Below are 21987 nucleotides of genomic sequence, written 5' to 3' on the forward strand. Positions count from 1 at the left end.
ATACCAGTATAGTATTGCTGCAAGGATACTCGATTCGCCATGGTTCAGGAACGGACGTTACCCAAGTTTCAAGTTGAAGACGGTCAAATTAGTAGAGACGAAGGATTGCTGCTCTACGAAGATATGGTTTTAGGGCGCTTGTTTGAGGACAAGTGTGCTGAGATGTATTACCGGGGCAAAATGTTTGGCTTTGTTCACCTCTACAACGGTCAAGAAGCCGTGTCCACGGGGGTGATTCGGGCAATGCGCCGGGATTATGATTATGTATGCAGCACCTATCGCGATCATGTCCATGCTTTGAGCGCAGGTGTTCCCCCACGGGAGGTGATGGCGGAGTTATTTGGCAAAGCCACTGGATGCTCTAAAGGACGCGGGGGTTCGATGCATATATTTTCAGAACCCCATCATCTTTTGGGGGGGTTTGCCTTTGTCGCGGAGGGGATTCCCGTTGCTACAGGCGCGGCATTTACGTCAAAATATCACCGTGACGCTTTGGGTGATCCGAATGCTGATCAGGTGACAGCCTGCTTTTTTGGCGATGGTGCCTGCAATAACGGTCAGTTTTTTGAATGCTTAAACATGGCAGCCTTATGGAAATTGCCGATTATTTATGTTGTGGAAAATAACAAATGGGCAATTGGCATGGCGCACGAACGAGCAACCTCCCAGCCAGAAATTTACAAAAAAGCCAGTGTTTTTGGCATGCCGGGAATCGAAGTCGATGGCATGGATGTTCTGGCAGTACACTCCGTCGCCCAAGAAGCCGTTGCCCGGGCGCGGGCGGGTGAAGGTCCCACCTTAATTGAAGCCCTTACCTACCGCTTCCGAGGTCACTCCCTTGCTGATCCTGATGAACTTCGTACCTCCGAAGAGAAGGATTTTTGGATGACTCGCGATCCGATTAAAAGGCTAGCCGCCTACCTAAGTGAGCAAAATCTTGCTGACGAGGAAGAACTCAAGGCGATCGACAAACGCATTCAAGAGGTTCTCAATGACGCGGTACAGTTTGCTCAAACCAGTCCAGAACCTGACAAGAGTGAATTACATCGTTACATTTTTGCCGAAGATTGAGGTATAGTATTTCAACTTGGCATCGGTAAACGCCAGAGGCAAGAGGGCTTAATTTTCACCATCTCATTGAACCTCTCGCCTCGCGTTACCTGAAGTCTTGCCTTAAGACAAGGAAACGGTGATGTTCCAAACACTCTGACTTTTAACCAATCACTTCAATCGATTCGCGCTCAGAGTGAATTGGCGATCGCGCTGGAGTGTAACGAACCTCAGCAGACGGTTGAATTTGGTATTTGACCAGATCCGCTAAGTCCTGAAGTTGGCTAATCGCTTCAGCGCCTTCGAGCTTCATCAGTTCGCGATCATCGCGCATTTCCGTCCAAGTGATCCCGTAATCGGAGACCAAAAAACGAATCAGGTGACTATCGCCCAGACTAACCATGAATGAGGCACTATTCATTTGATTGCCGCAGGTATAGCATGATGCCAAATAGCCTCGGTTTTCTAGCACGATCGCCAAAGCCTGAAGATTCATGACTAAATCTCGTACAAATTGACGATGTTGCTCTGCAAGTCTTATGAACACGTTAATCCTCCAAACACCTTTCCTACGAATATTAGATTTTATACTTTCTTAAGGATTTAAGACTCTATTGTGGGAGGGGTCAGTGCAAAACATGAAAAAGCCTTGTCTTCGGCTGATTCCTCAAATTGACTAACAGAGTTAGGGATTTGAGCAATTCCAGCTTGATGATTTGGCTCCACGATTCTAGCCCACTTCAGACGAGTTGCTCTTTAGGTAGCTCAAGTCATTGGGGCAATCCTCAAGTTATCCGATACAAATTCCTAATGAGTTGTATCAGCCGTCACAATGGCGATACTCAATCTGATACCATTGCCGCCTAGTCCATCGGTGGGAATTGGCTAATTGATTTGCCACCAACCGAATGTTGGTCCAATAAAGCGCACGGTTAGCCACCAGACTACGAGGAAGCCGATGCCAATCCAAGCGCCCTTAGTCGTTAGTTTGACGAACTGCTCACCCTGACTTTTACTAATTGGGAGCCAGGGGAAGAGTCGCGCCTCTTGACCGTACTTGTCTCCAAGTGCAGTTTTACGACGTTTTGCTTCACCCATTCCTTGCATTCCTCAACTAAATGAATTCGATCTTAGCGTTATTCCTGAGATTTGGTTGGCATAAGTTTACGAAATGACAAGTAATTCTGACAATTTCTCCGGGATCGGGGATCGTTAGATTAGAAATCCTGAGCCAATTGGCAACTCAACCCTACTTAAGTTAATAATTATTTTTCATCGATAGTCTATCGGGAAACCGCCGAGAAACCCCGTACTTCAAGGCGAGAAGGGACAGGAGTGTCAGTCGAGGATACTTGGGTTGGATGCTTTCAGGTTAAGAAGGGGTTAAGAAAATTCTGGACTCTCTGTCTTTGTATAGATATTTGACGACTCCTCAGCTTACAGCGCTTTTGGTAGTAAGTGAGGTACACAGACAGATCTTACCCTGACAGATAGTCCTGTTCCTCTAGGAAGACTCTCGCCAGTCAAGCTATCGGACATCGAAGGAAGGCGATCGGTAAAACCCGCCCTTAATGACCTGAACATAAATTTTGTTAACTAGGTTAAGAATTGTCAACGTCCTCAATTCCTTGTTCCTGTTTCCTGTTTCCCGTTCCCTTTTCTTTTTCTCCAAAAGGAAACTTACCTTTGATTAAGGAATAAAAAACTAATTGACAGTTGCCTCTTCTTTCTAGCTACAATCGAGGGCGAGTGTGGTTTTTGTGAGGAGTTATAAAACCATGACGACTTATGGACGTTTGGGAAAAACGGCGTCTTCAGCCTTGATATTCGCTACCTTAGGTTGCTGGGTGACCAGCTTCTCTGCCGCGCAAGCAACGCCTGTTGAATCTTCAGAGCAACAGCCAACAGATTTGGCTCGGCGGACTGAAACGTCAGGAGTAGACCCAGGATTGTTTCTGTCAACTGAAACGGGACGGGTGAATTCTCCGGTTGAGATAGCTTTTCCAGGCACTGAAGCAGAGATCACCACTGAACTAGAGGTATCCACCACCAGTGAAGTCGGAATGATCACGTCAACGGATTCCCTAATCGAGTCCGAAGACACCTTTGTGGAAACCCAAGTTCAAGACTTAGCCCAAGCCTTACCAGAAATGGAAGACAGCAGTGATCCCACTGTCCCTGATCCGCTGTTCGTTGATCCCCTAGACGCCGTAGAGGAATCTGACCCGATGGGTCAAGTGACCAATGTGTCTCAACTAAGAGATGTTTCGCCTGGAGACTGGGCGTATGAGGCACTGCGGAGTCTGGTGGAACGGTATGGTTGTATTGCCGGATATCCAGATGGCACGTTTCGGGGGAATCGAGCGATGACCCGGTATGAATTTGCCGCTGGGTTGAATGCTTGTATGCAGCAAATTGAGCGGTTGATTGCAGGGCGTTCTGACTTTCCCACGGGGGATTTAGAGACGCTGCGGCGGTTGGTGCTGGAGTTTGAGGCAGAAATCGCGACCCTAGGGGCACGGGTGGATAATTTGGAAGATCGAACTGCCTTTTTGGAGGATAATCAGTTCTCGACAACGACAAAACTGTTTGGACAGGCGATTTTTGGGGTTCAGGGGCGCAGCGAGGATAATGAATATGAATTAGCCACTAACCAATTAACGGATCAAGACACCAATGTCACGTTCATTAACAATGTGCAGTTGAGCTTGTTTACTCAATTGAGTCCTCGCAGTCTGTTGTTAACCAGTTTCCAGGCGGGTAACGGTAGCACAACTACGGCTGCAACAAGATTTGCCTTAAGTAACTACGTAAGCTTGGGCTATGAGGGTGACAATGATAATGACTTAGAGATTACTGACCTCAATTATCGTCAGCTAATCGGCAGGAATGTTGCTGTAATTGTCGGACCTGAAGGTGTGAACCCAGTTAACGTTTTCCGGGGAGTCAACCGGATTGAAAGTGCAGGTTCAGGTCCTCTATCTCGCTTCGCTCAACGTAACCCAGTTATTAATGTAGGCAATGGCAGTGGTGGTATTGGTTTTGACTGGCAAATTGCGACTCGCCTGAGTTTGCAGGGGGTCTATTCAGCCAGCACACCAGCAGATACAGATAATGGGGGTATCTTTGGCGGAGATAGTGGAGAAACCTCAGCCGGTGCACAGTTAGTCGTCTCTCCTACGGATAATATCGATGTTTCTTTCCAGTACATTAATGCCTATTCTCCTTTTGGTCGATTAGGCACTGGTGTTGGGGATGATCAGGTAGTGATTGATTTATTTGACGATAATCTCAGAGCACCAATTAACACCAATGCCTTCGGTGCTGGTTTAGAATGGCGAGTTACGCCTCGTATTACCTTTGGGGGATGGGCAGGTTATACCGATTCAGATTTTGAAAGCGGTTCAGGAGATGTGCAGACGTTTAACTGGATGGCGTTCCTGAATTTTCCTGACTTATTTGGTGAAGGTAATATGGGGGGTATTTATGTGGGTCAGCCTCCTAAAATCACGGACAGTAATGTTACAGACAGCCAAGGTATGGGTAGAAATTTTCCTGGCTTGATTAATGAAGGAGGCAACCTAGATGATGATGGTGGTCAACCGGACACGACCACCCATGTCGAAGCGTTCTATCGCTGGCAAGTGGCAGACAATATCAGCATTACGCCGGGAGTGATTGTGATTTTTAATCCCTTGCATAACGACGACAACGACACAATCACGATTGGTGCAATTCGCACAACGTTTACCTTCTAGCTAGGAAGAGATATTCGGGTCAAGAGTTAGGAGTCAGTGATTTAGGACAGTGGGATTTCAAGTTTGATACGTCTCGCTGGAAAAGACTGACTCCTGGTTCCACAACTGATTACAGAAAACTCGGATAGTTGATGCTAAACGGTAGAGAGCATGGAGCGTGAAAGCCCACACTATCAAAGCTAACCCGATCAGTTGGGTTACTCTTCGAGAAGGCTTCGCCTACGTTGCTTAACCCAACCTACCAAGTTGACATGCATCCAAACGGTATGCCAAGTCTGGATTCTAGGTTATGTATAAAGCTTCTGTAAAGATGCCCCTGTGGGGGAACTGCACTAATTTGGAGGCGTCTTGAAAAGGAAAGGCTGAAAAAATAACCAGTAACCTGCATTGTGTAATCGACGGATACACTGACCTGGCAAAGCAGTCTTGGGGTACTTTTTCCCCTCTTCTAACCTCTACTACTTCGTGAACTGACTCTGGTCAGGATTAAATCAAGACAAGCCTAATAGTGGAGGTTGAATATCGAAGCCAGGAAAATACCTCAGTTCATTTAGTTCATTCACGGATGGAGTCTTAAGATGATTGTAAAATCACTTCGCTACATTGTTGGTTTAGGTATCGTTGGTGGCTTGGCTGTTTTACTGTCCCCGGCAGCTGAAGCGCAAATTGAAGTCACCGGGGGTAATGTAAAAGGTGAAGCGGCATTTTTTGTACCAACTACAGATGCCAACGGGAATGTTACGCTGTTTGATGCCACGGTTCAACAACTCCGCATCGAAAGTCCCAATGGTGTCACTACGAATTCTCAATTTGTACCCAATGCTGCCAGTTTCACAGATAACGGCGATGGTATGCCGAATGCAGGTGACACCGGTGTGCTTCAAGGTAGACTCTCAGGTATTGCCTTTACCCAAAATGGTGGTTTGGTGACCTTTTCAGGACGGGATACCCTGTTAAACTTTACCCTCGATTCGTTTACTGAAAGCCTGAACGTGACGGGTTCGCTGATTTCACCTGAGATGGTTGGTGATGCGCCACCCATCTTTTTACCCGGTCTTGAAGATGTTACTGTTTCTACAAGTGGTTTTGCGGCTGCTGATGGAGAATTGCAAGTTGGTGACTTTGAAGCCGGTCTAGACAGTGGTCTGATTGACCTGCCACCGACTTTAGAGTTCCGGGGAGGTGGCAGTAGCATGCCCCCAGATTCTGATCAAAGTACTCTGGTTCGGCGGATTAAGTTTAAGTTTGAAGGGCAGGATTTAGAGGCGGGTAACTACGTCTTTGATAGCACTACTGACGAAATTAGCTTTGTTGGTAACGCCAACCAGAAATTTGAAATTCAGACCGTTGGCTCTTCCGGCACAACCCAAGAATTTAAATTTAAGATTGAAGGTGAAGGCGGTATTGTCGATGCGAGGCTCTCAGATTTAGAGAGTTTAAAGCTTGAAGGGTCAGGTATCGATACTGAGGTTGCTTTAGACAGCTTCGAGATTAAAGGGAAAGACGAAGGAGAAGTTTCTGGTATTGCTTCAGTATTTAGTGCTGATGGATTAGCCTTCGCCAGCACAGGCGATAGTGACAAAACTAAGTTCAAATTTGAGCAAGAAGGCGCTAAAGTCGAAGGTGAAGCTAGAAGTATAAGTTTCCGCGCTTTTGGTGGAGTCAGCAATATCGATGATGTCGATACAGATTTCGACGGAGATATTGATGACGATGACATGATGGATATGGATGATGATGCCGGCTTTGAATATGATGATGACTTTGGTGATGGAACTAACATTGATTTAGTCTGTGTGATTTGTGACAGTGCCACACTGAATGTTAGTAACATCACATTCGGCGGCAGCACCATTTCGATTGAGAATAACAACGAAATTAATTTCCGCAGTGGTGACACCCTCATCGTTTTCACAGGAGATGGTTCGGGACAATCCCAAGTCTCATCGACTGCTTCGGCTTCAGCTACCGCCTCTGCTACAGCATCAGCAAGTACTACAACCACAGCAGCAGGTGCTAGCTCGGCGAATACTAACCTGATTGCTTTCTCTAACACTTCCAGTACGGCGGAAAGTCAGTACGAAATCTCCAACTCTATCCGCTTTACCAGCGCCAGTGCTGCTCAAGGGCGAGTAAGAGTTAACTATACAGAACGTGGCGGTAATCGTTACCTTGTCGCCACTCGCCGCAGTCGCGGTGTAGCTTTAGGTCGCCAAGGCTACAAGATGGTTGGTCCGAGCAGTCGTTGCTTCCCAGGGTTGGTTGGTTTGCGCCAGATTTCTGATGAGGAACTCGACACCATTGTCGATGAAGATGATACTGCGATGGATATGGACGATCAGGATACTAGCGTCGATGAGGATACCGACGATGAGATGGATCTAGACATGGACGATGACGATGATGACGATGATGACGATGATGACGATGACGATGATGACGATGACGATGATGACGACGATGACGATGATGACGACGATGACGATGATGACGACGATGACGATGATGACTAAGCTTGGAGTCAGATAAATCGTCACTACGGGGTTGGCAAGGATTCAGAAGGGGGAATCCCAGTAACTTCCAACCCCATGGAGATAACCATCTAGTCATCCAGTCAATCGTTCAGGGCGGTTAAAGAATAAGTGTCTTCTGAGATAGGTTTAGGGGTAGCAATACCCCTACCTATGTCGTTTAAGTCAAAAAACACAGCCTTGGGTTTAAACCCAAGGCTAAAAGTTCTAGTCGTCTTTAGACGACTACAAAAGAATTCCAGTCGATTTCAATCGACTTGCGCTATAAGCCAAGAACTTGAGTTCTTGGCGGCTGTCGGCGCTGACTAAAAATGGTGCAAGCTATCAGTTTTAACTGACGCGGATCATATCTCTATGACTGCGCCCATTCGGTATGGAAAACCCCTTCCTTGTCGGTTCGCTGATACGTGTGAGCGCCAAAGTAGTCGCGCTGTGCTTGGGTCAGGTTTTGCGGTAAGCGATCGCGCCGATAGCTGTCGAAGTAATCCAACGACGCACTAAACGCTGGAACCGGGATTCCTAACTGGTTAGAAGCCACCAGCACCTCCCGCCATGCATCTTGGCGATCCAGAATGGTTTGCTTAAACTCTGGCGCTAATAATAAATTCGGCAATTTTGGATTCTCATTGAAGGCATTTTTAATCTTATCCAGGAATCCTGCCCGAATAATACAACCCCCTTTCCAAATCCGGGCAGTTTCTGCCAAATTCAGGTTGTAATTAAACTCCTCCGAAGCCTTACCCAACAATGCCATGCCCTGAGCATAGGAACACATTTTGGAGCAATAAAGCGCATCACGGACTTTATTGATAAACGCTTGGCTATCTCCCTCATAGTTGCCCGTCGTCCCGATTAGCTCCTTCGCCGCCGCGACTCGTTCCTGTTTATAAGACGAAATCACCCGCGCATTCACCGCCGCATAAATCGTGGGAATCGGTACACCCAATTCCAGAGAACTAACCACCGTCCAGCGTCCAGTTCCCTTTTGTCCAGCAGAATCCAGAATTAAATCAACCAGAGGCTGATTCGTATCCGGATCAATGTACTTAAAGATATCCGCCGTAATTTCAATTAAAAAGGAATTTAGCTCATCAGTCGTGTTCCATTCGGAAAACACCTGATGAAGCTGCTTGTGATCCAGTCCTAAACCATGTTTGAGCAAATCATAAGCTTCGGCAATGAGCTGCATATCGCCATACTCAATCCCGTTATGCACCATCTTCACATAATGACCTGCACCCCCAGGACCAATATAGGTGACACAGGGTCCATCATCCACCTGAGCGGCGATTTTGGTCAAAATTGGTTCTAACTCTTGATACGCCGTATCCGTGCCTCCCGGCATCAAGCTAGGACCATGGAGCGCTCCTTCTTCGCCACCACTGACCCCCATCCCAACAAAACCGAGTCCGGTGGCTTCTAAGTCTTTAGTGCGGCGTTCGGTTTCTTCGTAGAGGGAGTTCCCGCCATCGATAATCATATCGCCCGGTTCGAGCAGGGGTTTGAGTTGATCGATAACAATATCAACAGGTTTCCCAGCTTTAACCATAACCAGGATTTTGCGGGGACGTGCCAAGGTTTTGACAAACTCTTCCAGAGAATAGGCGGCGGTAACATTTTTATCCGAAGCCCGCTTTGCCATAAACTCTTCCGTTTTTGAGCTAGTCCGGTTATACACCGCCACCGGAAACCCGCGACTTTCCACATTGAGCGCCAGGTTTTCCCCCATCACTGCTAAACCGATGACTCCGAAGCTTGGTTGTGTCATATATCTCTCGTCAGAATGTAGTTGAACGTGTACTCGTGTTTATTTCCCCTACAGGGTAGCCTGCTCTGCGGCGGAATCTTGTAAACTTTGCATTACGAGTATGCCCCAACTAGGATACATAAAACCTCAAACCGGATAATCTCGCTAGAGGTGGAAACAAGGCAGAAGGCAGGATTTTTGTAGGGGCTGGCGCATTCTTGCCAAAAATTAAGTACAAAGCCCAGAAGCTTTATCTAAGAATGTGTCGCCCAGCGCTCAGCACCAAAGCGACAAAATCGATTAATTCGAGGGTGAAGTTTGAGGAGTCGCAGACGGTTGAACTCCAGGCGGGGATACGGTAGGGGAGGGTTGGGTGACGGGTGATGTTTCCACGGGAGATGGTGTAACCGCAGGAGATTCTTCCACCAAAGGTACAGGTTGAACCACAGGAGATGACTCGGCTGGGGGAGGAGGTTCAGTCGGAAGAATTTCTTTTTTGGGAACCTCTTGTTTGTGAACCGCTCGTTTGACACAATCACCAAACTCAACGGCTGTATCTTTGAACCGAGTGGCGTCTTTGACGTTAAATTGAAAGGCTGTACAACCAGAACGATGCAAGAACTGGTACAACACGATACTGTTAACTGTGATTACAGTAATCGATGTGAGGATTTGCAGTAAAAGGATGATTCGCTTCACGCTGATGTCTTCCGAAGAGACTCCCGTTCTTATATGTTAAACGGTGGCGAGGGAGACAGGGAGTTAGAGTATCGGTTCCGTATCGCATCGTTCTTTGAGCGCTTCAATTTGCCCATAGTCTTGACTCAGTAGTTGTTGATAGCGTCTTAAGGATTTTTCAGGGGTAAGCTTTTCTCGTTTACTAGGCAAATACTAAGTAGGTGGACACAATAAAAGCTAACGGTGGAGAACTCGCTTTCGTGAGAAGCAAGCTACGTCATTCGTCATTTTTAAGGGTTTGAGGCTTGTTTACAAAACTTAGTACGGTGTTGTTTTCTTTTGTACGACTACTTAGAGGCGTTGTGGTAGAACGTCTGGAAAAAAATTAAATTAGAGCTTATCCGAGCAGTCTTGGGTTAACTCCTGACTATTGAGCTTACCCGAAAGTATGAGCCGGATGGGGGAAGTTAAATTCCTGGAGAAACAGATAGCCTCATAATCAAATCATTCTTCTTATACTCAAATTGAATCTGACATTAGTTTGCCCTGAGTTCAGTTGAGTCCAGATGGAGAATTATTAGTAGTCGTTGCGCCAACGACGAAGATTTGGCGACATTAAACCTTTTACCCGGTTCGAGTATGAATAAGTCTATTGTTTTGATAATTAGTCTGTGCAGCATTCTCTTTTGTGGATGCTCTCAAGCCGATACAGTGTCTAGTCAAGGGGAAACAGTACCACCAAAAACCATAACTCAAGTTCCCGACGCTCAAACGGCTAAACCCCTAACACCCGCAGACGCTGATGTGTTAATTGCTGCCACAATTCAGGCAATTAATCAGGAAAATGTTAACTTCTTTATGCCCTACTTGATGGAACGCGATCGCGCCACCGAAAATGTGCAAGCGGCACTCAACCATTATCAGACTTATTTTCAAGGGGAAGAGATAACTGATTTTGAGCGTCTGGGTGTTGAACAACTGGGTGAAACAGGCAATCAAACCCCGATTCAACGCTTTAATTACCGCATCGCTAACAATGGTGGGATTAGTAAACAGATTGCTGTTTATCAAGACCAAACCATTCGGTTAGATGATCCATTTTTGCTCTATTCTGTTTACGCTAACCGTTTAGTAGAACGGTATATAGATGCCATTCAAAACCAAGACATTGAGAAGCTAAGCCGAGTTTTGAATAGTGAGGAAACCTTGTTTAGTCAAGACGAGTTGAGGGTAATCATATCACAATACAAGGATTTATTCTCTTTAGACTCACTCAATTATCAGTTTATTGGTTTAGAGTCTGAGCGTCAGCAGTTTCTTTATACTATTTCTGGACAAAATGGACGTGAGCATGAAATCAAAGTTATCTATGGTGACGGGTTAGTCAGTCTCCATGATAATTTTATTCCTCTAAATAGATAACCGATTACTTCTATTGACTGCCCTAGAACTCGGTTGACAGATTCTTAGGGGCGGGAAGAGGGGCAACCCTCAACCCCTCACCCCCAGCCCCTCACCCCCAGCCCCTCTCCCAAGCTTGGGAGAGGGGAGCAAGAGGGGAGTAAGAGAATTCGGTTCCCCTTCTCCCATGCAACAAAAGCGAAGCATCCTCTGTCATCCCTCCTCGCTTTCTACCTTAAGTTGACACCAATGCCCTCAACCCTTACCCACCCTTCTTTTTCGGTGACGCTGAGGATGAACGAGACCCAGATCCGCCAATCCCGTCTTTATCTTGCGGTTGTCCGGGTGGTACATCCTGGTAAAGTTGCTGACGCCCATTGCGAATTACCCTCAGCATGTCAGTAAGCTGTTGCTCGATACTATTGAGTACAGAATCAGCATAATCATCCGCACCGTTTTGAATGTCTTCGCATTCTTCGAGTGCGAGTTGGCGCAGTTGTGCCAATTCCTGCTGGGCTTGTCGGCGCATCTGTTCAATGTCAGTCCGGGTTTGTTCTTGCAGCGTTTCACACTCTTGCTGAACCCGTTGCCGGATTTGCTTGGCTTCCAGTTCTGCTTGTTGCACAATCCCCATGTCATCCAGAATCTGTTGAGCTTGTCGTTCAGCGGCTTCTAGGATTTCTTGGGCATAGTCTTCCGCTTGTAGGAGAATATCTTCCCCTTGCTGAACAATCTTTTGAGATTTTTCAAATGCCTCTGGTAGACTCGCCCGCACTACATCCAATTGGGTTAAGAACGCTTCTTCATCAATCAAAGTGTACTTGGTTAAAGGGATGTGTGGGCTATCAAACAGCATCTCCTCTAGCTTAGTCAGTTCTCGCTGAATATCTACATCGGGGGTTCCAGAGGAAAGGGGTTTCTCTGGGGGGTTGGGTTCTGAGAGTTGGTTGGGTTCGATGCGGGATGACTCTGGGCGTAACATCGGCAAATATCTAGGGCAACCTGCGGGGGAACAAGATGGTTAACAGATCCGCCAAATTTGGCAATCTCTTTCACTACGCTACTACTTAAAAAACTGTACTCGTTAGACGTGGCGAGAAAAACGGTTTCTATTTCATCCCAGAGGGTTTGATTGGTATGCGCCATCTGGAGTTCTTTCTCAAAGTCTGAAAGCACCCGTAGTCCCCGCAGTAAGACTTGAGCATTTTTGAGTTTGGCATAGTCCACAGTCAAACCTGTGAAGCTATCGATTTCGACATTCGAGAGATGTTGGGTACAGCCGCGAATCTGTTGTACTCGCTCTTGTATTGTAAACAATGGCGATTTACTCGGGTTGCGGAGTACGGCAACAATGACGGTCTCAAAGAGCTTACAGCTACGCTCAATGATATCGAGGTGTCCTAGAGTGATCGGATCGAAGCTGCCTGGATAAATTGCAATCACGACAGAGACATCTGGAGGGGTACTGAGGAATTATAAGCTGTTATGTATTTAATTTGATCGTTGAGGCTTTATAGCAGGAGGCAGAAGGCTCCAGGGCAGAGGGCAAAGGAGACAGAAGCTGGATGGCAGATTAAGTAGGGGCTGCTGCAGGGAGTGTTGTGGTGAGGGGGAGCGGGGGAAGCTGGGGAAGCTGGGGAAGCTGGGGAAGATGGGGAAGCTGGGGAAGATGGGGAAGCTGGGGGAGCTGGGGAAGCTGGGGAAGATGGGGAAGTTAACTCGAAATTCTACCTTACCTGTTCCCTGTTCCCTGTTCCCTGTTCCCTGTTCCCTGTTCCCTGTTCCCTGTTCCCTGTTCCCTGTTCCCTGTTCCCTGTTCCCTAATCTCAACCGTTAACTTTAATTGTCCCCACCTAGTCTACTCCCACTCTCGCCATTGATCGATCCAATCTTGAAAAAGGTCAAGAATTGGCTCACGTTGCTTGACAATGTTAGCGGTTATGCTGATAAAAATAATGCCAGCAATTATGAGCATAATCCACTTAGAGAATGGGTAGCGAAAACCAAAATAGACTAACTGGTAAAATACTGTAAAAATAAATGTGATCGTTCCAACCATTAAAAATGCCCGGACTTGCAGTCCTAATCCAGCACCAATAGCAACCAGACTAATAATTCCCGGAATGAGTCCAACGTCTTGATGAAACCCTAACGCTACCCAACAGATTATGCCGCTACCCAGTAAGCGGATGTAGTGACGCCAATTCCGTTTTTGCGGTAATCTTAATTCTGGATCAATTTGGGCGATGTAGAGGAAAAAATAACCAATCACGGCAGCATAGGCTAAGGGTTCATTAACCTGCTGACTTTGCAAAACACGCCAAATTGCCCAATCGATGAAAAATAAACTTAAGTAAGTCCAACGTAAATTAGATTGGCGATTGGTGACCCAGGCATAAAAACCTGCAAGAACCAATAAATTAAAAGAAGAGAGGGTTTGAGGATTGATTAGAATGCTCAAAAGAGGCAATATCGTGGCGTATCTTTGCCAAGGTTGCTCATTCCATCCCCACCGCCACCAGGACGTTTGATAAACAGCGATCGCGAATAGACTTGCAATAATGGCTCGCCACGGATCAAATAGGCTTAACGGTGTCCATATCAAACGCGCATAAATCCCAATGGCGACAACCTCGGTTAATCCGGCGTATATCCAGATGTGAGACTCTGGGAAAAATGGGGAAGATGAGAGAAATGGGGAAGATGAGGGAAATGAGGGAGAAAACTGGCGTTGTTGAATTCGTAAATTTCCTTGGAAAAACGCATAACTAGCAAGGATCAAACTGAGAACAAGTCCAACAAATCCCATCAGGTTAGGGGGGGTTCCCACAGACATCCCAGCCGCTATAACCATCAAGACACTACCCATTGCCCAATGAATGTGGGCGGTAATTTCGATTTGGGTGACGCTGATATGGAAAAATGTAGCCTGATCGCGCGACCGCAAAAACCAGGCGAGTGAACGATAAATACAGCAGAGTACAGCCGTGACTAACGCTAAAATAATCAAGCCATCCCCAGGATTTCCCCCATCGCTTTGCAGTATCTGATAAATTACCAGTTCATACCAAGCCAGTGAAATACCTGCCAGAGAAAGATAGATAATACCTTTGGCTTGAGTACGGTGATACGCTACGCTGATACCGATTAAAGCTGCACCTAGGGTGAGCAACCCCGTATAAGGGGTGAAATAAAAAAAGCGTAAACTAATGCCAATCAGAGAATAAATTACCAATTCGTACCAGGCAAGGGAAATACCTGCCAGGAAAAGATAGGTGATACCTTTGGCTTGAGTACGGCGACGCCCTAGAATAATGCCCGTTAAAGCCGCACCTAGGGTGAGCAATCCTGTATAGGGAGTGAAATAAGAAAAGCGCAAGTTAATGCCAATCATGGCATAGACTAAGGATAAAGATTCCAGTATCTCTTGCCAATTTTCTCTCCACTTTCCAGACGTGCCATGGTACGTCTCTAAATGCTCCCTGTCTTCCCTACCCAAAGGGGCAAACCACCAACGGTTGAGAATTAGTGTTATAAATGCCAGGATAATGTTCGCAGCACCGAGGATTAAGGATGAACCATTAAGCAGTACAATAGCATTAGCGATTGTCAATTCTATTGCCCAACTAATGCCATAAATACTGAATTTGGGAAAAGAATGCCAATATCGGTAAAGAATAGCACCACCAATGAGCATTGATGCAGTCAGGTACTGCCAACTGGATGGAATGAATTCTAGATACATATTGGCGCTTTGCAGCGTCAGTAGTCCTAGTTCCGTAGTAGACAAAGCAATTGCCCAGCGATCGCAGGCTTGAGCGTACAATTGAGCTAGCTTGCTAGACTGGGGCGTTAAGCCAGCCCGTAGCAGCCATAATCCGAAAATGGCGATCGCGCCCACCCAATACCAATCAGCAGAAGACACTGGGGATAATCCGGCAATGCCTTGTGCCAGATACACTGCACCAAAACTTAGGCTAAATCCAATCGCGATCGCGGCGGCTAAGGGTTGCTTGAGATAGCAGCTATTGATGAACATCACGAAAGTGGCGACACCCAAACCGATGAGACTGATATCCGGTTGGAATAGGGTTAGCCCTTGGACGAGAAATAAGGCGATCGCACTCCACCAAAATACTTGGATTTGCTTTGAGTTTAGCTCCTGATCAGAAGTAGTATCCGAGTCTAACTCAGCATCTTCTACCGATGACCAAAGACTCATTTGAGAATCCCTCAACGATGCTCTGAGAAAGGAATTAGCCTCTTTGTTCCCTTGGCGCGATCGCGTACTTCGGCTGGCAATGTCAGTTAAACTTAACGGGGTTAACAGCCATAAGAGTCCCCAAGGTGGCATAGAAGCGGGAACAAAAAATAGGTCAATAAAGATCTCATCGGCTAGCAAGACATAACTGAGTCCGGCTAGCACAAAACCCAAATGCCAGCAACTGCGATACCAAATTTGTTTAATGCTAGGGAATGGGGGATTCGGCTCAACAGTTTGCCCTTTGCTCAGATTCCATTCTGCCACCATCAGCGCCAAGAATAGAGTCGCCCAGAGGGGTTCCCTGAGAGTCGGTATCCATCTGTGAATCAAGAAACAGATGGTCAACAATCCACCAATATGGGTGAGGTAGACGAGAACAACTCGCACAAAATTAATCCGTTGACCGGGTGGCTGATATTTTTTATTGTGACTTAACTTGTCACGCCAGACTACGATAACGGGTTTATCCTGCGCGAATACATTGAGATAGCGATGGTTATTCAGCCGCACTGATCAAGCCATCTTTTAAACCATAGACTACCTGCTGCTGTTCGGAGAAGGACAATTCTGGAAATATAGGTAGAGACAAAACTTGGTGACACACTTGCTCAACAACTGGAAAATCACCCACTTGATACCCTAAGCTCTGATAAACCGACTGCAAGTGCAACGGTAGAGGGTAATAAACCATCGAAATAATGCCCATCTGTTGCAGATTTTGGCGGACGTGATCTCGATAGTCACTGCTGCGACTGTTTTTAGTTAGACGAATCGTGTACTGATTCCAGACAGCATGGCTTCCTAGAGTTTCTTGAGGTAAGGCGATTTCTGGAACAGGTTGTAATAACTGATGATACCGATTAGCAATCTGAGAGCGTGCTTGATTCCATTGATCGAGATAACCGAGTTTGATTTGTAAAATGGTCGCTTGTAGGGCATCTAAACGGCTATTGATCCCTGTCGCTTCGTGATGGTAGCGATCGCGCATTCCATGTTCCCGCAACATTCTGATTGTAGCTGCCAAGGTTGGGTCATTGGTAATCACAGCACCACCATCCCCACAAGCCCCAAGATTCTTGGTGGGAAAGAAGCTAAAACAGCCAATATGTCCAATACTACCCACCTTTTGTCCTGCCCATTCCGCGCCCGTTGCTTGAGCGCAGTCTTCAATCACCGCTAAACCCTGCGCTTGGGCGATGTCCATAATCGCCGTCATATCCACAGGCTGTCCAAACAAATGAACGGGTAGAATCGCCTTTGTTTTCGGAGTAATCGTCGCCGCAATCTGATTAACGTCAAGATTAAAGGTTTGGGGATCAATGTCCACAAAAATAGGTGTCGCCCCCACCCGGGTAATCACTTCCGCCGTAGCGATAAACGTGAAGGGCGTGGTAATCACCTCGTCCCCTTGTCCAATTTGTAAGGCTCGCAGCGCCAGATACAAGGCGTCTGTGCCAGAGTTACAGGCGACGCATTCGCTGGTATTCATATACGCCGCAAATTGCTCCTCAAAGCCTTGAACCGGAAGCCCACCCACGTAACGTCCAGAGGTGAGTATCTCCTGAACAGCCGCACTGACTTGTTTTTCAATGCGCTGATACTGTCGTGCCAGATCAATAGGGGGAATGTGATTCACTCGCTTACACCTAGAAGTTTTTATCCAATCCAATAAATCAAATTTTGCGGAAAAAGGGAATCCTGCTGATGTGTACTCTCCTCAATCCATCACTTTGAGGGTGGAAGTGGGCAATCCTGATAAGTCTTGAGACGCTCAATAATGCAGCTAAACCTAGTACAAGAAGGCAGAAATAACGCCAACAGCTAACATCTTTCCCAGCTTCCCCAGCTTCCCCAGCTTCCCCATCTCCCCCAGCTTCCCCATCTCCCTTATTTCCCCCCTCCCCCCATGCTTCACAAACTCTTCAAACCATCTTTATCATAGCTACACCTAAAACCGCGCTGGAACAGGCAAACTAAGAAAAGCAGATGCACCCTGCTGAACCCTGAGTAAAACCCACATTATCGCTTAAATTTCAAAATTAGGCGATATGTGGGTCTTGTATTTATTTCCCGCGATCGCTCTTCCTCTATCCGGAGGGTTTAGGTTGACTGATATAGCGCTACGCGCCAGGGAATAGGGAATAGGGAATAGGCAATAGTGAAGACAAAAGCTTGCCTGACAAGGGATTGAGCGATTTGAATTTTTCTTTTATGTCCTAACTTGAGTGCGTAGTGCTATAACGGTGCAAGATTGCAATGAAGCGGAGTATCCTGAAGTTGGATTCACGGCTATAGTTCCATTTCAGATAGTCCAATGAGCGCTACAGGAAAACGATTCAAGCAATTCCTCAAGTATCTAGGCTTAGTGGGTTTGACTACGGTGTTGACGGTTGCATTGGCGTGGCAAGATTTCCCTAGCCGAATGGGAATCCGTGAGGTGAAGGCGGCGATTCCCCATACTTCCGTGGTTCAGGTTTCTCCCTCAAATGCGGCTGAATTGGTGCAAGTGGGTTTACAACGATATAAATCGGGGGAATTTGCCCACGCTATCACCGCTTGGCAACAGGCAGCCGATCTCTTTGCCAGTCAAGGGGATTCCCTGAATCAAGCTATGGTACTGAGCAATTTAGCACTCGCCTATCAGCAGTTGGGACAGTGGACGCCAGCAAATCAGGCAATTGAGAAGAGTTTACACCTTTTGCAAACTGAAACAGCTAGTCGCGATCGCACGAGGATTTTGGCGCAGGTGCTGAATACGCAGGGGAAGCTGCAATTGGCACAGGGACAACCGGAACAGGCGCTGAAGACGTGGGAGGAGGCGACAGAAACCTATCAGCAGGTGGGCGATGACATTGGGGTGGTGCGTAGCTTGATGAATCAGGCGCAAGCCTTGCGAGTTTTGGGGTTTTATCCGCGAGTTAGGACGACTTTAGAACAGGTGAACCAACTGCTGCAAAATCAGCCAGATTCGGCGATAAAGGCGGCTGGATTATTGAGTTTTGGTGATACGTTGCGCTTGGTGGGTGACTTGGGAGAATCGGAGACAGTGTTGCAGGAAAGTTTAACTATTGCCCAAGAGTTAGACTTATCTTCAGGGATTCCGGCGGCGTTTTTGAGCTTGGGGAATACGGCGTACAGTCAGGGAGAATTGAAGGCGGCAATTGAGTTTTATCAACAGGCGATCGCGTCTTCAACTTCAGCCACGACAACCCTACAGGCACAGTTAAACCAACTGCGTTTATTCATAGAACTAGAAAATTGGGAAGACGCGGAAAAATTAGCCGAGAAAATACAGTCAAAATTTGCTAATTTACCCATAAATCGTAGCAGCATTTATGCTCGAATTAATTTTAGCCAAAGTTTCCTCAAACTGTGGCGTCAGCAAGCCGGAATTGTAGGGGCGGGTTTAACTAATAACCTTTCAGAGAAAACCGCTAACGTAACTAAACCCGCCCCATTCCCCATCCTAGGGGTGGATTTAACTAATAACCTTCCAGAGAAAACCGCTAACGTAACTAAACCCACCCTGAACCCACAAACGGTGGCTCAAATTCTAACCACAGGAATTGAGCAAGCCAAAGAGTTAGGAGACAAACGGGCGGAATCTTACGCTTTGGGTTATTTGGGTCAGATTTACGAGTATATTCAACAATGGTCGGAAGCAAAAACGCTAACCGAACAGGCGTTACTTTTGACGCAATCGGTCAATTCTCCTGATATTGCTTATTTGTGGCAATGGCAGTTAGGACGACTGCTGAAAGCTCAGATAGACCGAGGGATTGCCGATAATTCTGCTTATCCTAGCGCTGTTGCTGCTTATCAAGAAGCGATTCATTCTCTCAATTCCCTACGGAATGATTTAGTGGCGACAAATTTAGAATTACAGTTCTCATTTCGAGAGAGTGTAGAACCAATTTATCGCCAACTTGTTAGCTTATTGTTGCAACCGGGTGATCAAGGGATTAGCCAGAAGAATTTAGTTCAAGCCCGTGAGGTAATTGAATCGCTACAGTTAGCCGAATTAGATAATTTCTTCCGTGAAGCTTGTTTGACGGCGCAACCGGAACCGGTTGACCAAGTTGATGGGAATGCGGCGGTAATTTATCCGATTATTTTACCGGATCGAGTAGAGGTGATTATCGCGATCGCCAATCAACCGCTACGACATTACGCGACTAATATATCTGAGACAGAAGTAGAAACGGTTCTGGCTCAAACCCGCCGTTCTCTGCGACGAGTAGCAAGCGATCGCGAACGATTACCTCTGTTTTCTCAATTGTACGATTGGTTGGTGCAACCGATTGAGACGGAGTTAGCCGCATCTGAGATTAAAACTTTAGTATTTGCTTTAGATGGTTCCCTGAAAAGCCTGCCCATGGCAGCATTATATGATGGTGAAAACTATCTGATTGAAAAATATAGTGTCGCCCTGACTCCAAGTCTACAAATCCTGGAACCCCAACCGTTAAGCCGTACTCCAATTAAGGTGTTAGTTGGCGGATTGAGTGAAGCCAAGCAGAACTTTCCCGCGCTACCGGGTGTGGAGTCGGAGGTGCAGCAGATTCAGGCGGAGATTCCGGCGCAGGTGTTGCTGAATCAGCAATTTACTAGCGCGGCGTTGCAAGAAGAGATTAGCGCTGCGCCATTTCCAGTGGTTCATTTAGCCACTCATGGTCAGTTTAGTTCTGATGCTGAAGATACCTTTATTTTGGCGTGGGACGATCGCGTCAATGTGAAAGAGTTAGGGGAAGTTCTCCAGGTGCGGGAGGAGAGGGAACGTCAACCCTTGGAATTGCTGGTATTGAGCGCTTGTCAAACCGCCGCAGGTGACAAACGGGCGGCGTTAGGAATAGCGGGAGTCGCGGTGCGATCGGGGGCGCGGAGTACGTTGGCGACGTTATGGTCAGTGGATGATCAGTCTACGGCGATGTTGATGGTGAAATTTTATCAGGAATTGGCACAAGCCAATGTCACCAAGGCGGAAGCGTTGCGTCAGGCTCAGTTGGCGCTATTGCAGCAGTCGAGATTCAGACATCCTTACTATTGGGCACCGTTTGTGTTGCTGGGTAATTGGCTTTGAATATGTTAACTTAAATCCTTTCACCGAGAAATAATTTATTTCATTTTGTAAGGCTTTGTGTCAAAGTTCAATTTTTTTAGAAGAAATTTTGAGATTTTTTTGAACGGAAACAGGGCTAAGGTATTATTTAATAGAGGCAGCGATTATCTTTTTAATCAACAGAGCAACTGAGCCAAGATTACCATCTAAATGCGGGTAATCTAGGGTCTTGATAGATTTTGTATAGCTATTAACTGATTTTAAACTTCGGTAATACGTTACTAAAGCATCAGTTCAGTAACCAAAGTTAGTGGTTGCAAAAAGTAAAAACTATACCTTTTAGGAAAGTAAGGAGTAAAAAATGGAAAATAACAATGGTAATTTGGGTGTCGTATTATTCTAGTGGGGTAGATTTGAAGTAGATAGTCTGATTATAAATCTGGTGTTATAGCGTTGTAATCATTCAACGCAAAAATGCCTTAAAATATGCGATGTGAGTTCATTAATTATGATTAGGAGAGGATCATGGTTTGTACAAAACTCTCTCGGTATATCACCATTCTGTCAGCATCAGTGTTATTAGAACTAGGGATAATTCCTAATTTTTACCTAATTACACAAGCACAGATCGAAATACCCTCTTACATTAAATCAAAACGAGTAATTTTTCAACCCAACCCTGACCAACCTGCACCGGAGATCACCACAGGTGCAGGAAAGCGCAATGATGGACGATGTTTTCAGGATCAAAGTATTGAAGATGATGCTACAGTATCTCACTCTCTAACAGTACTTGTACCAACGGTTTTAGTGAACCCAGAGTTTCAGGAATCAGAGCCATCCCCGGTTGGAGTTAATTTTCAGTTAACGGTCTCAGAGCAACCGACATTTCTGGTTTATGTTCCTCCCACCTCTGCTAACTTCCTAGAATTGAGAGTGGAAGATAACCAAAATCAGCAAATTGGTGAAACAGTGAGACTAAATTTAACAGAAACTCCAGGAATTTATAGTATTAGTGTACCTGAAAATGCACCCCCATTGGACATCGGTAAGGATTATAAATGGTTGGTGTCGATGACTTGTCAAGCTGGTGATCCTAACGATCCCTTGGTCGAGGGATTAATCCGCCGCATCTCAATGGATTCAAGCCTAACACTTTCATTAGACTCAGTAGAAGATCTGGATAAAGTGGCGGTGTATGCTGAGGCTGGGATTTGGCAGAATGCAGTCGTTAATCTAGCGGCGCTTCGTCAAAGCAAACCCAATAATCCAGATGTGGTATCGGCATGGGAAAATTTGCTGGAGTATGCTGAGTTGGAAGACATTATTAATGCACCTTTGATATCAACTTTTGAAGACATACATATTGGTGAAAACCAAGCCGAGGGTAGAAATGATAGAGAAGAATAAAAAGTGACGTAACCTTCGACCCAGTTAAGGCACAGGGTTGACGAAAAAATTTATTTCCCGCAATAAAAACCGCAACTATCAGGGAAAAA

15 protein-coding genes are annotated in these 21987 nt (G+C 46.2%); 6 read left to right on the forward strand and 9 right to left on the reverse strand.

Translation table 11 applies throughout. The features are described 5' to 3' along the window. The first annotated feature begins 39 nt into the window (after positions 1–39). Complete coding sequence (pdhA, locus tag RID53_RS31275; protein WP_446391807.1) at positions 40–1071, forward strand: pyruvate dehydrogenase (acetyl-transferring) E1 component subunit alpha; 1032 nt, start codon at positions 40–42, stop codon at positions 1069–1071. 142 nt (positions 1072–1213) lie between these two features. Here pdhA and RID53_RS31280 read toward each other — a convergent pair whose 3' ends face one another. Both RID53_RS31280 and RID53_RS31285 read right to left on the reverse strand, forming a co-directional pair. Beyond that, positions 1214–1597, reverse strand: coding sequence for a DUF1815 family protein (locus RID53_RS31280; RefSeq protein WP_446391808.1), 384 nt, complete (start codon positions 1595–1597; stop codon positions 1214–1216). A gap of 338 nt (positions 1598–1935) precedes the next feature. After that, a complete protein-coding gene (locus RID53_RS31285) occupies positions 1936–2148 on the reverse strand; it encodes a DUF2839 domain-containing protein (protein ID WP_446391809.1) in 213 nt (70 codons plus the stop codon). A 680-nt stretch (positions 2149–2828) separates the two neighbouring features. On the opposite strand from RID53_RS31285, the gene RID53_RS31290 reads away from it, so the two are divergent. Together RID53_RS31290 and RID53_RS31295 are read left to right on the forward strand one after the other, a co-directional pair. After that, the gene (locus tag RID53_RS31290; protein WP_446391810.1) at positions 2829–4808 is read left to right on the forward strand and encodes an iron uptake porin; all 1980 of its coding nucleotides are present in this window, start codon (positions 2829–2831) and stop codon (positions 4806–4808) included. 578 nt (positions 4809–5386) lie between these two features. Continuing rightward, the gene (locus RID53_RS31295) at positions 5387–7321 is read left to right on the forward strand and encodes a hypothetical protein (protein ID WP_446391811.1); all 1935 of its coding nucleotides are present in this window, start codon (positions 5387–5389) and stop codon (positions 7319–7321) included. Between the two features lie 370 nt (positions 7322–7691). On the opposite strand, the gene gndA is transcribed toward RID53_RS31295, so the two are convergent. The 3 genes from gndA to RID53_RS31310 all read right to left on the reverse strand — a co-directional run bounded on the left by gndA (position 7692) and on the right by RID53_RS31310 (position 9974). Then, on the reverse strand, positions 7692–9107 hold the full coding sequence (gene gndA, locus RID53_RS31300) for an NADP-dependent phosphogluconate dehydrogenase (protein WP_446391812.1): 1416 nt from the start codon (positions 9105–9107) through the stop codon (positions 7692–7694). 279 nt (positions 9108–9386) lie between these two features. Further along, positions 9387–9785, reverse strand: a complete 399-nt coding sequence (locus RID53_RS31305) for a hypothetical protein (protein ID WP_446391813.1) — start codon at positions 9783–9785, stop codon at positions 9387–9389. Between the two features lie 63 nt (positions 9786–9848). After that, positions 9849–9974 carry a hypothetical protein gene (locus tag RID53_RS31310; RefSeq protein ID WP_446391814.1) on the reverse strand — a complete coding sequence of 42 codons (126 nt, stop codon included), beginning with the start codon at positions 9972–9974 and terminating at the stop codon, positions 9849–9851. A gap of 429 nt (positions 9975–10403) precedes the next feature. On the opposite strand from RID53_RS31310, the gene RID53_RS31315 reads away from it, so the two are divergent. Continuing rightward, the gene (locus RID53_RS31315) at positions 10404–11186 is read left to right on the forward strand and encodes a hypothetical protein (protein ID WP_446391815.1); all 783 of its coding nucleotides are present in this window, start codon (positions 10404–10406) and stop codon (positions 11184–11186) included. 241 nt (positions 11187–11427) lie between these two features. On the opposite strand, the gene RID53_RS31320 is transcribed toward RID53_RS31315, so the two are convergent. From RID53_RS31320 to RID53_RS31335, 4 genes are all read right to left on the reverse strand, one after another. Then, positions 11428–12147 carry an ATP synthase F0 subunit B gene (locus tag RID53_RS31320; RefSeq protein ID WP_446391816.1) on the reverse strand — a complete coding sequence of 240 codons (720 nt, stop codon included), beginning with the start codon at positions 12145–12147 and terminating at the stop codon, positions 11428–11430. Continuing rightward, positions 12054–12608 (reverse strand): pantetheine-phosphate adenylyltransferase, encoded by a 555-nt coding sequence (coaD, locus tag RID53_RS31325; protein ID WP_446391817.1) that lies wholly within the window; start codon positions 12606–12608, stop codon positions 12054–12056. Before coaD ends, RID53_RS31320 begins: the two co-directional genes overlap by 94 nt. 415 nt (positions 12609–13023) lie before the next feature. Next, positions 13024–15939: a hypothetical protein gene (locus RID53_RS31330; RefSeq protein ID WP_446391818.1), complete on the reverse strand. Its 2916-nt coding sequence runs from the start codon at positions 15937–15939 to the stop codon at positions 13024–13026. Further along, positions 15926–17065, reverse strand: coding sequence for a DegT/DnrJ/EryC1/StrS family aminotransferase (locus RID53_RS31335; protein ID WP_446391819.1), 1140 nt, complete (start codon positions 17063–17065; stop codon positions 15926–15928). Before RID53_RS31335 ends, RID53_RS31330 begins: the two co-directional genes overlap by 14 nt. A 678-nt stretch (positions 17066–17743) precedes the next feature. On the opposite strand from RID53_RS31335, the gene RID53_RS31340 reads away from it, so the two are divergent. Beyond that, positions 17744–20509 (forward strand): CHAT domain-containing protein, encoded by a 2766-nt coding sequence (locus RID53_RS31340; protein WP_446391820.1) that lies wholly within the window; start codon positions 17744–17746, stop codon positions 20507–20509. Positions 20510–21013: 504 nt separating this feature from the next. Further along, positions 21014–21898, forward strand: coding sequence for a DUF928 domain-containing protein (locus RID53_RS31345; RefSeq protein ID WP_446391821.1), 885 nt, complete (start codon positions 21014–21016; stop codon positions 21896–21898). The last annotated feature ends 89 nt before the right edge of the window (positions 21899–21987 follow it).

Origin of the sequence: Coleofasciculus sp. B1-GNL1-01 (assembly GCF_040220235.1) — a bacterium.
Taxonomy (GTDB): Bacteria; Cyanobacteriota; Cyanobacteriia; order Cyanobacteriales; family Coleofasciculaceae; genus Coleofasciculus.

What these genes read in the sequence shown, in the direction of transcription:
- gndA (WP_446391812.1), bottom strand. Translation starts at nt 9,107, where the DNA reads ATGACACAACCAAGCTTCGGAGTCATCGGTTTAGCAGTGATGGGGGAA.
- RID53_RS31345 (WP_446391821.1), top strand. Translation starts at nt 21,014, where the DNA reads ATGGTTTGTACAAAACTCTCTCGGTATATCACCATTCTGTCAGCATCA.
- pdhA (WP_446391807.1), top strand. Translation starts at nt 40, where the DNA reads ATGGTTCAGGAACGGACGTTACCCAAGTTTCAAGTTGAAGACGGTCAA.
- RID53_RS31290 (WP_446391810.1), top strand. Translation starts at nt 2,829, where the DNA reads ATGACGACTTATGGACGTTTGGGAAAAACGGCGTCTTCAGCCTTGATA.
- RID53_RS31295 (WP_446391811.1), top strand. Translation starts at nt 5,387, where the DNA reads ATGATTGTAAAATCACTTCGCTACATTGTTGGTTTAGGTATCGTTGGT.
- RID53_RS31285 (WP_446391809.1), bottom strand. Translation starts at nt 2,148, where the DNA reads ATGGGTGAAGCAAAACGTCGTAAAACTGCACTTGGAGACAAGTACGGT.
- RID53_RS31340 (WP_446391820.1), top strand. Translation starts at nt 17,744, where the DNA reads ATGAGCGCTACAGGAAAACGATTCAAGCAATTCCTCAAGTATCTAGGC.
- RID53_RS31320 (WP_446391816.1), bottom strand. Translation starts at nt 12,147, where the DNA reads ATGTTACGCCCAGAGTCATCCCGCATCGAACCCAACCAACTCTCAGAA.
- RID53_RS31315 (WP_446391815.1), top strand. Translation starts at nt 10,404, where the DNA reads ATGAATAAGTCTATTGTTTTGATAATTAGTCTGTGCAGCATTCTCTTT.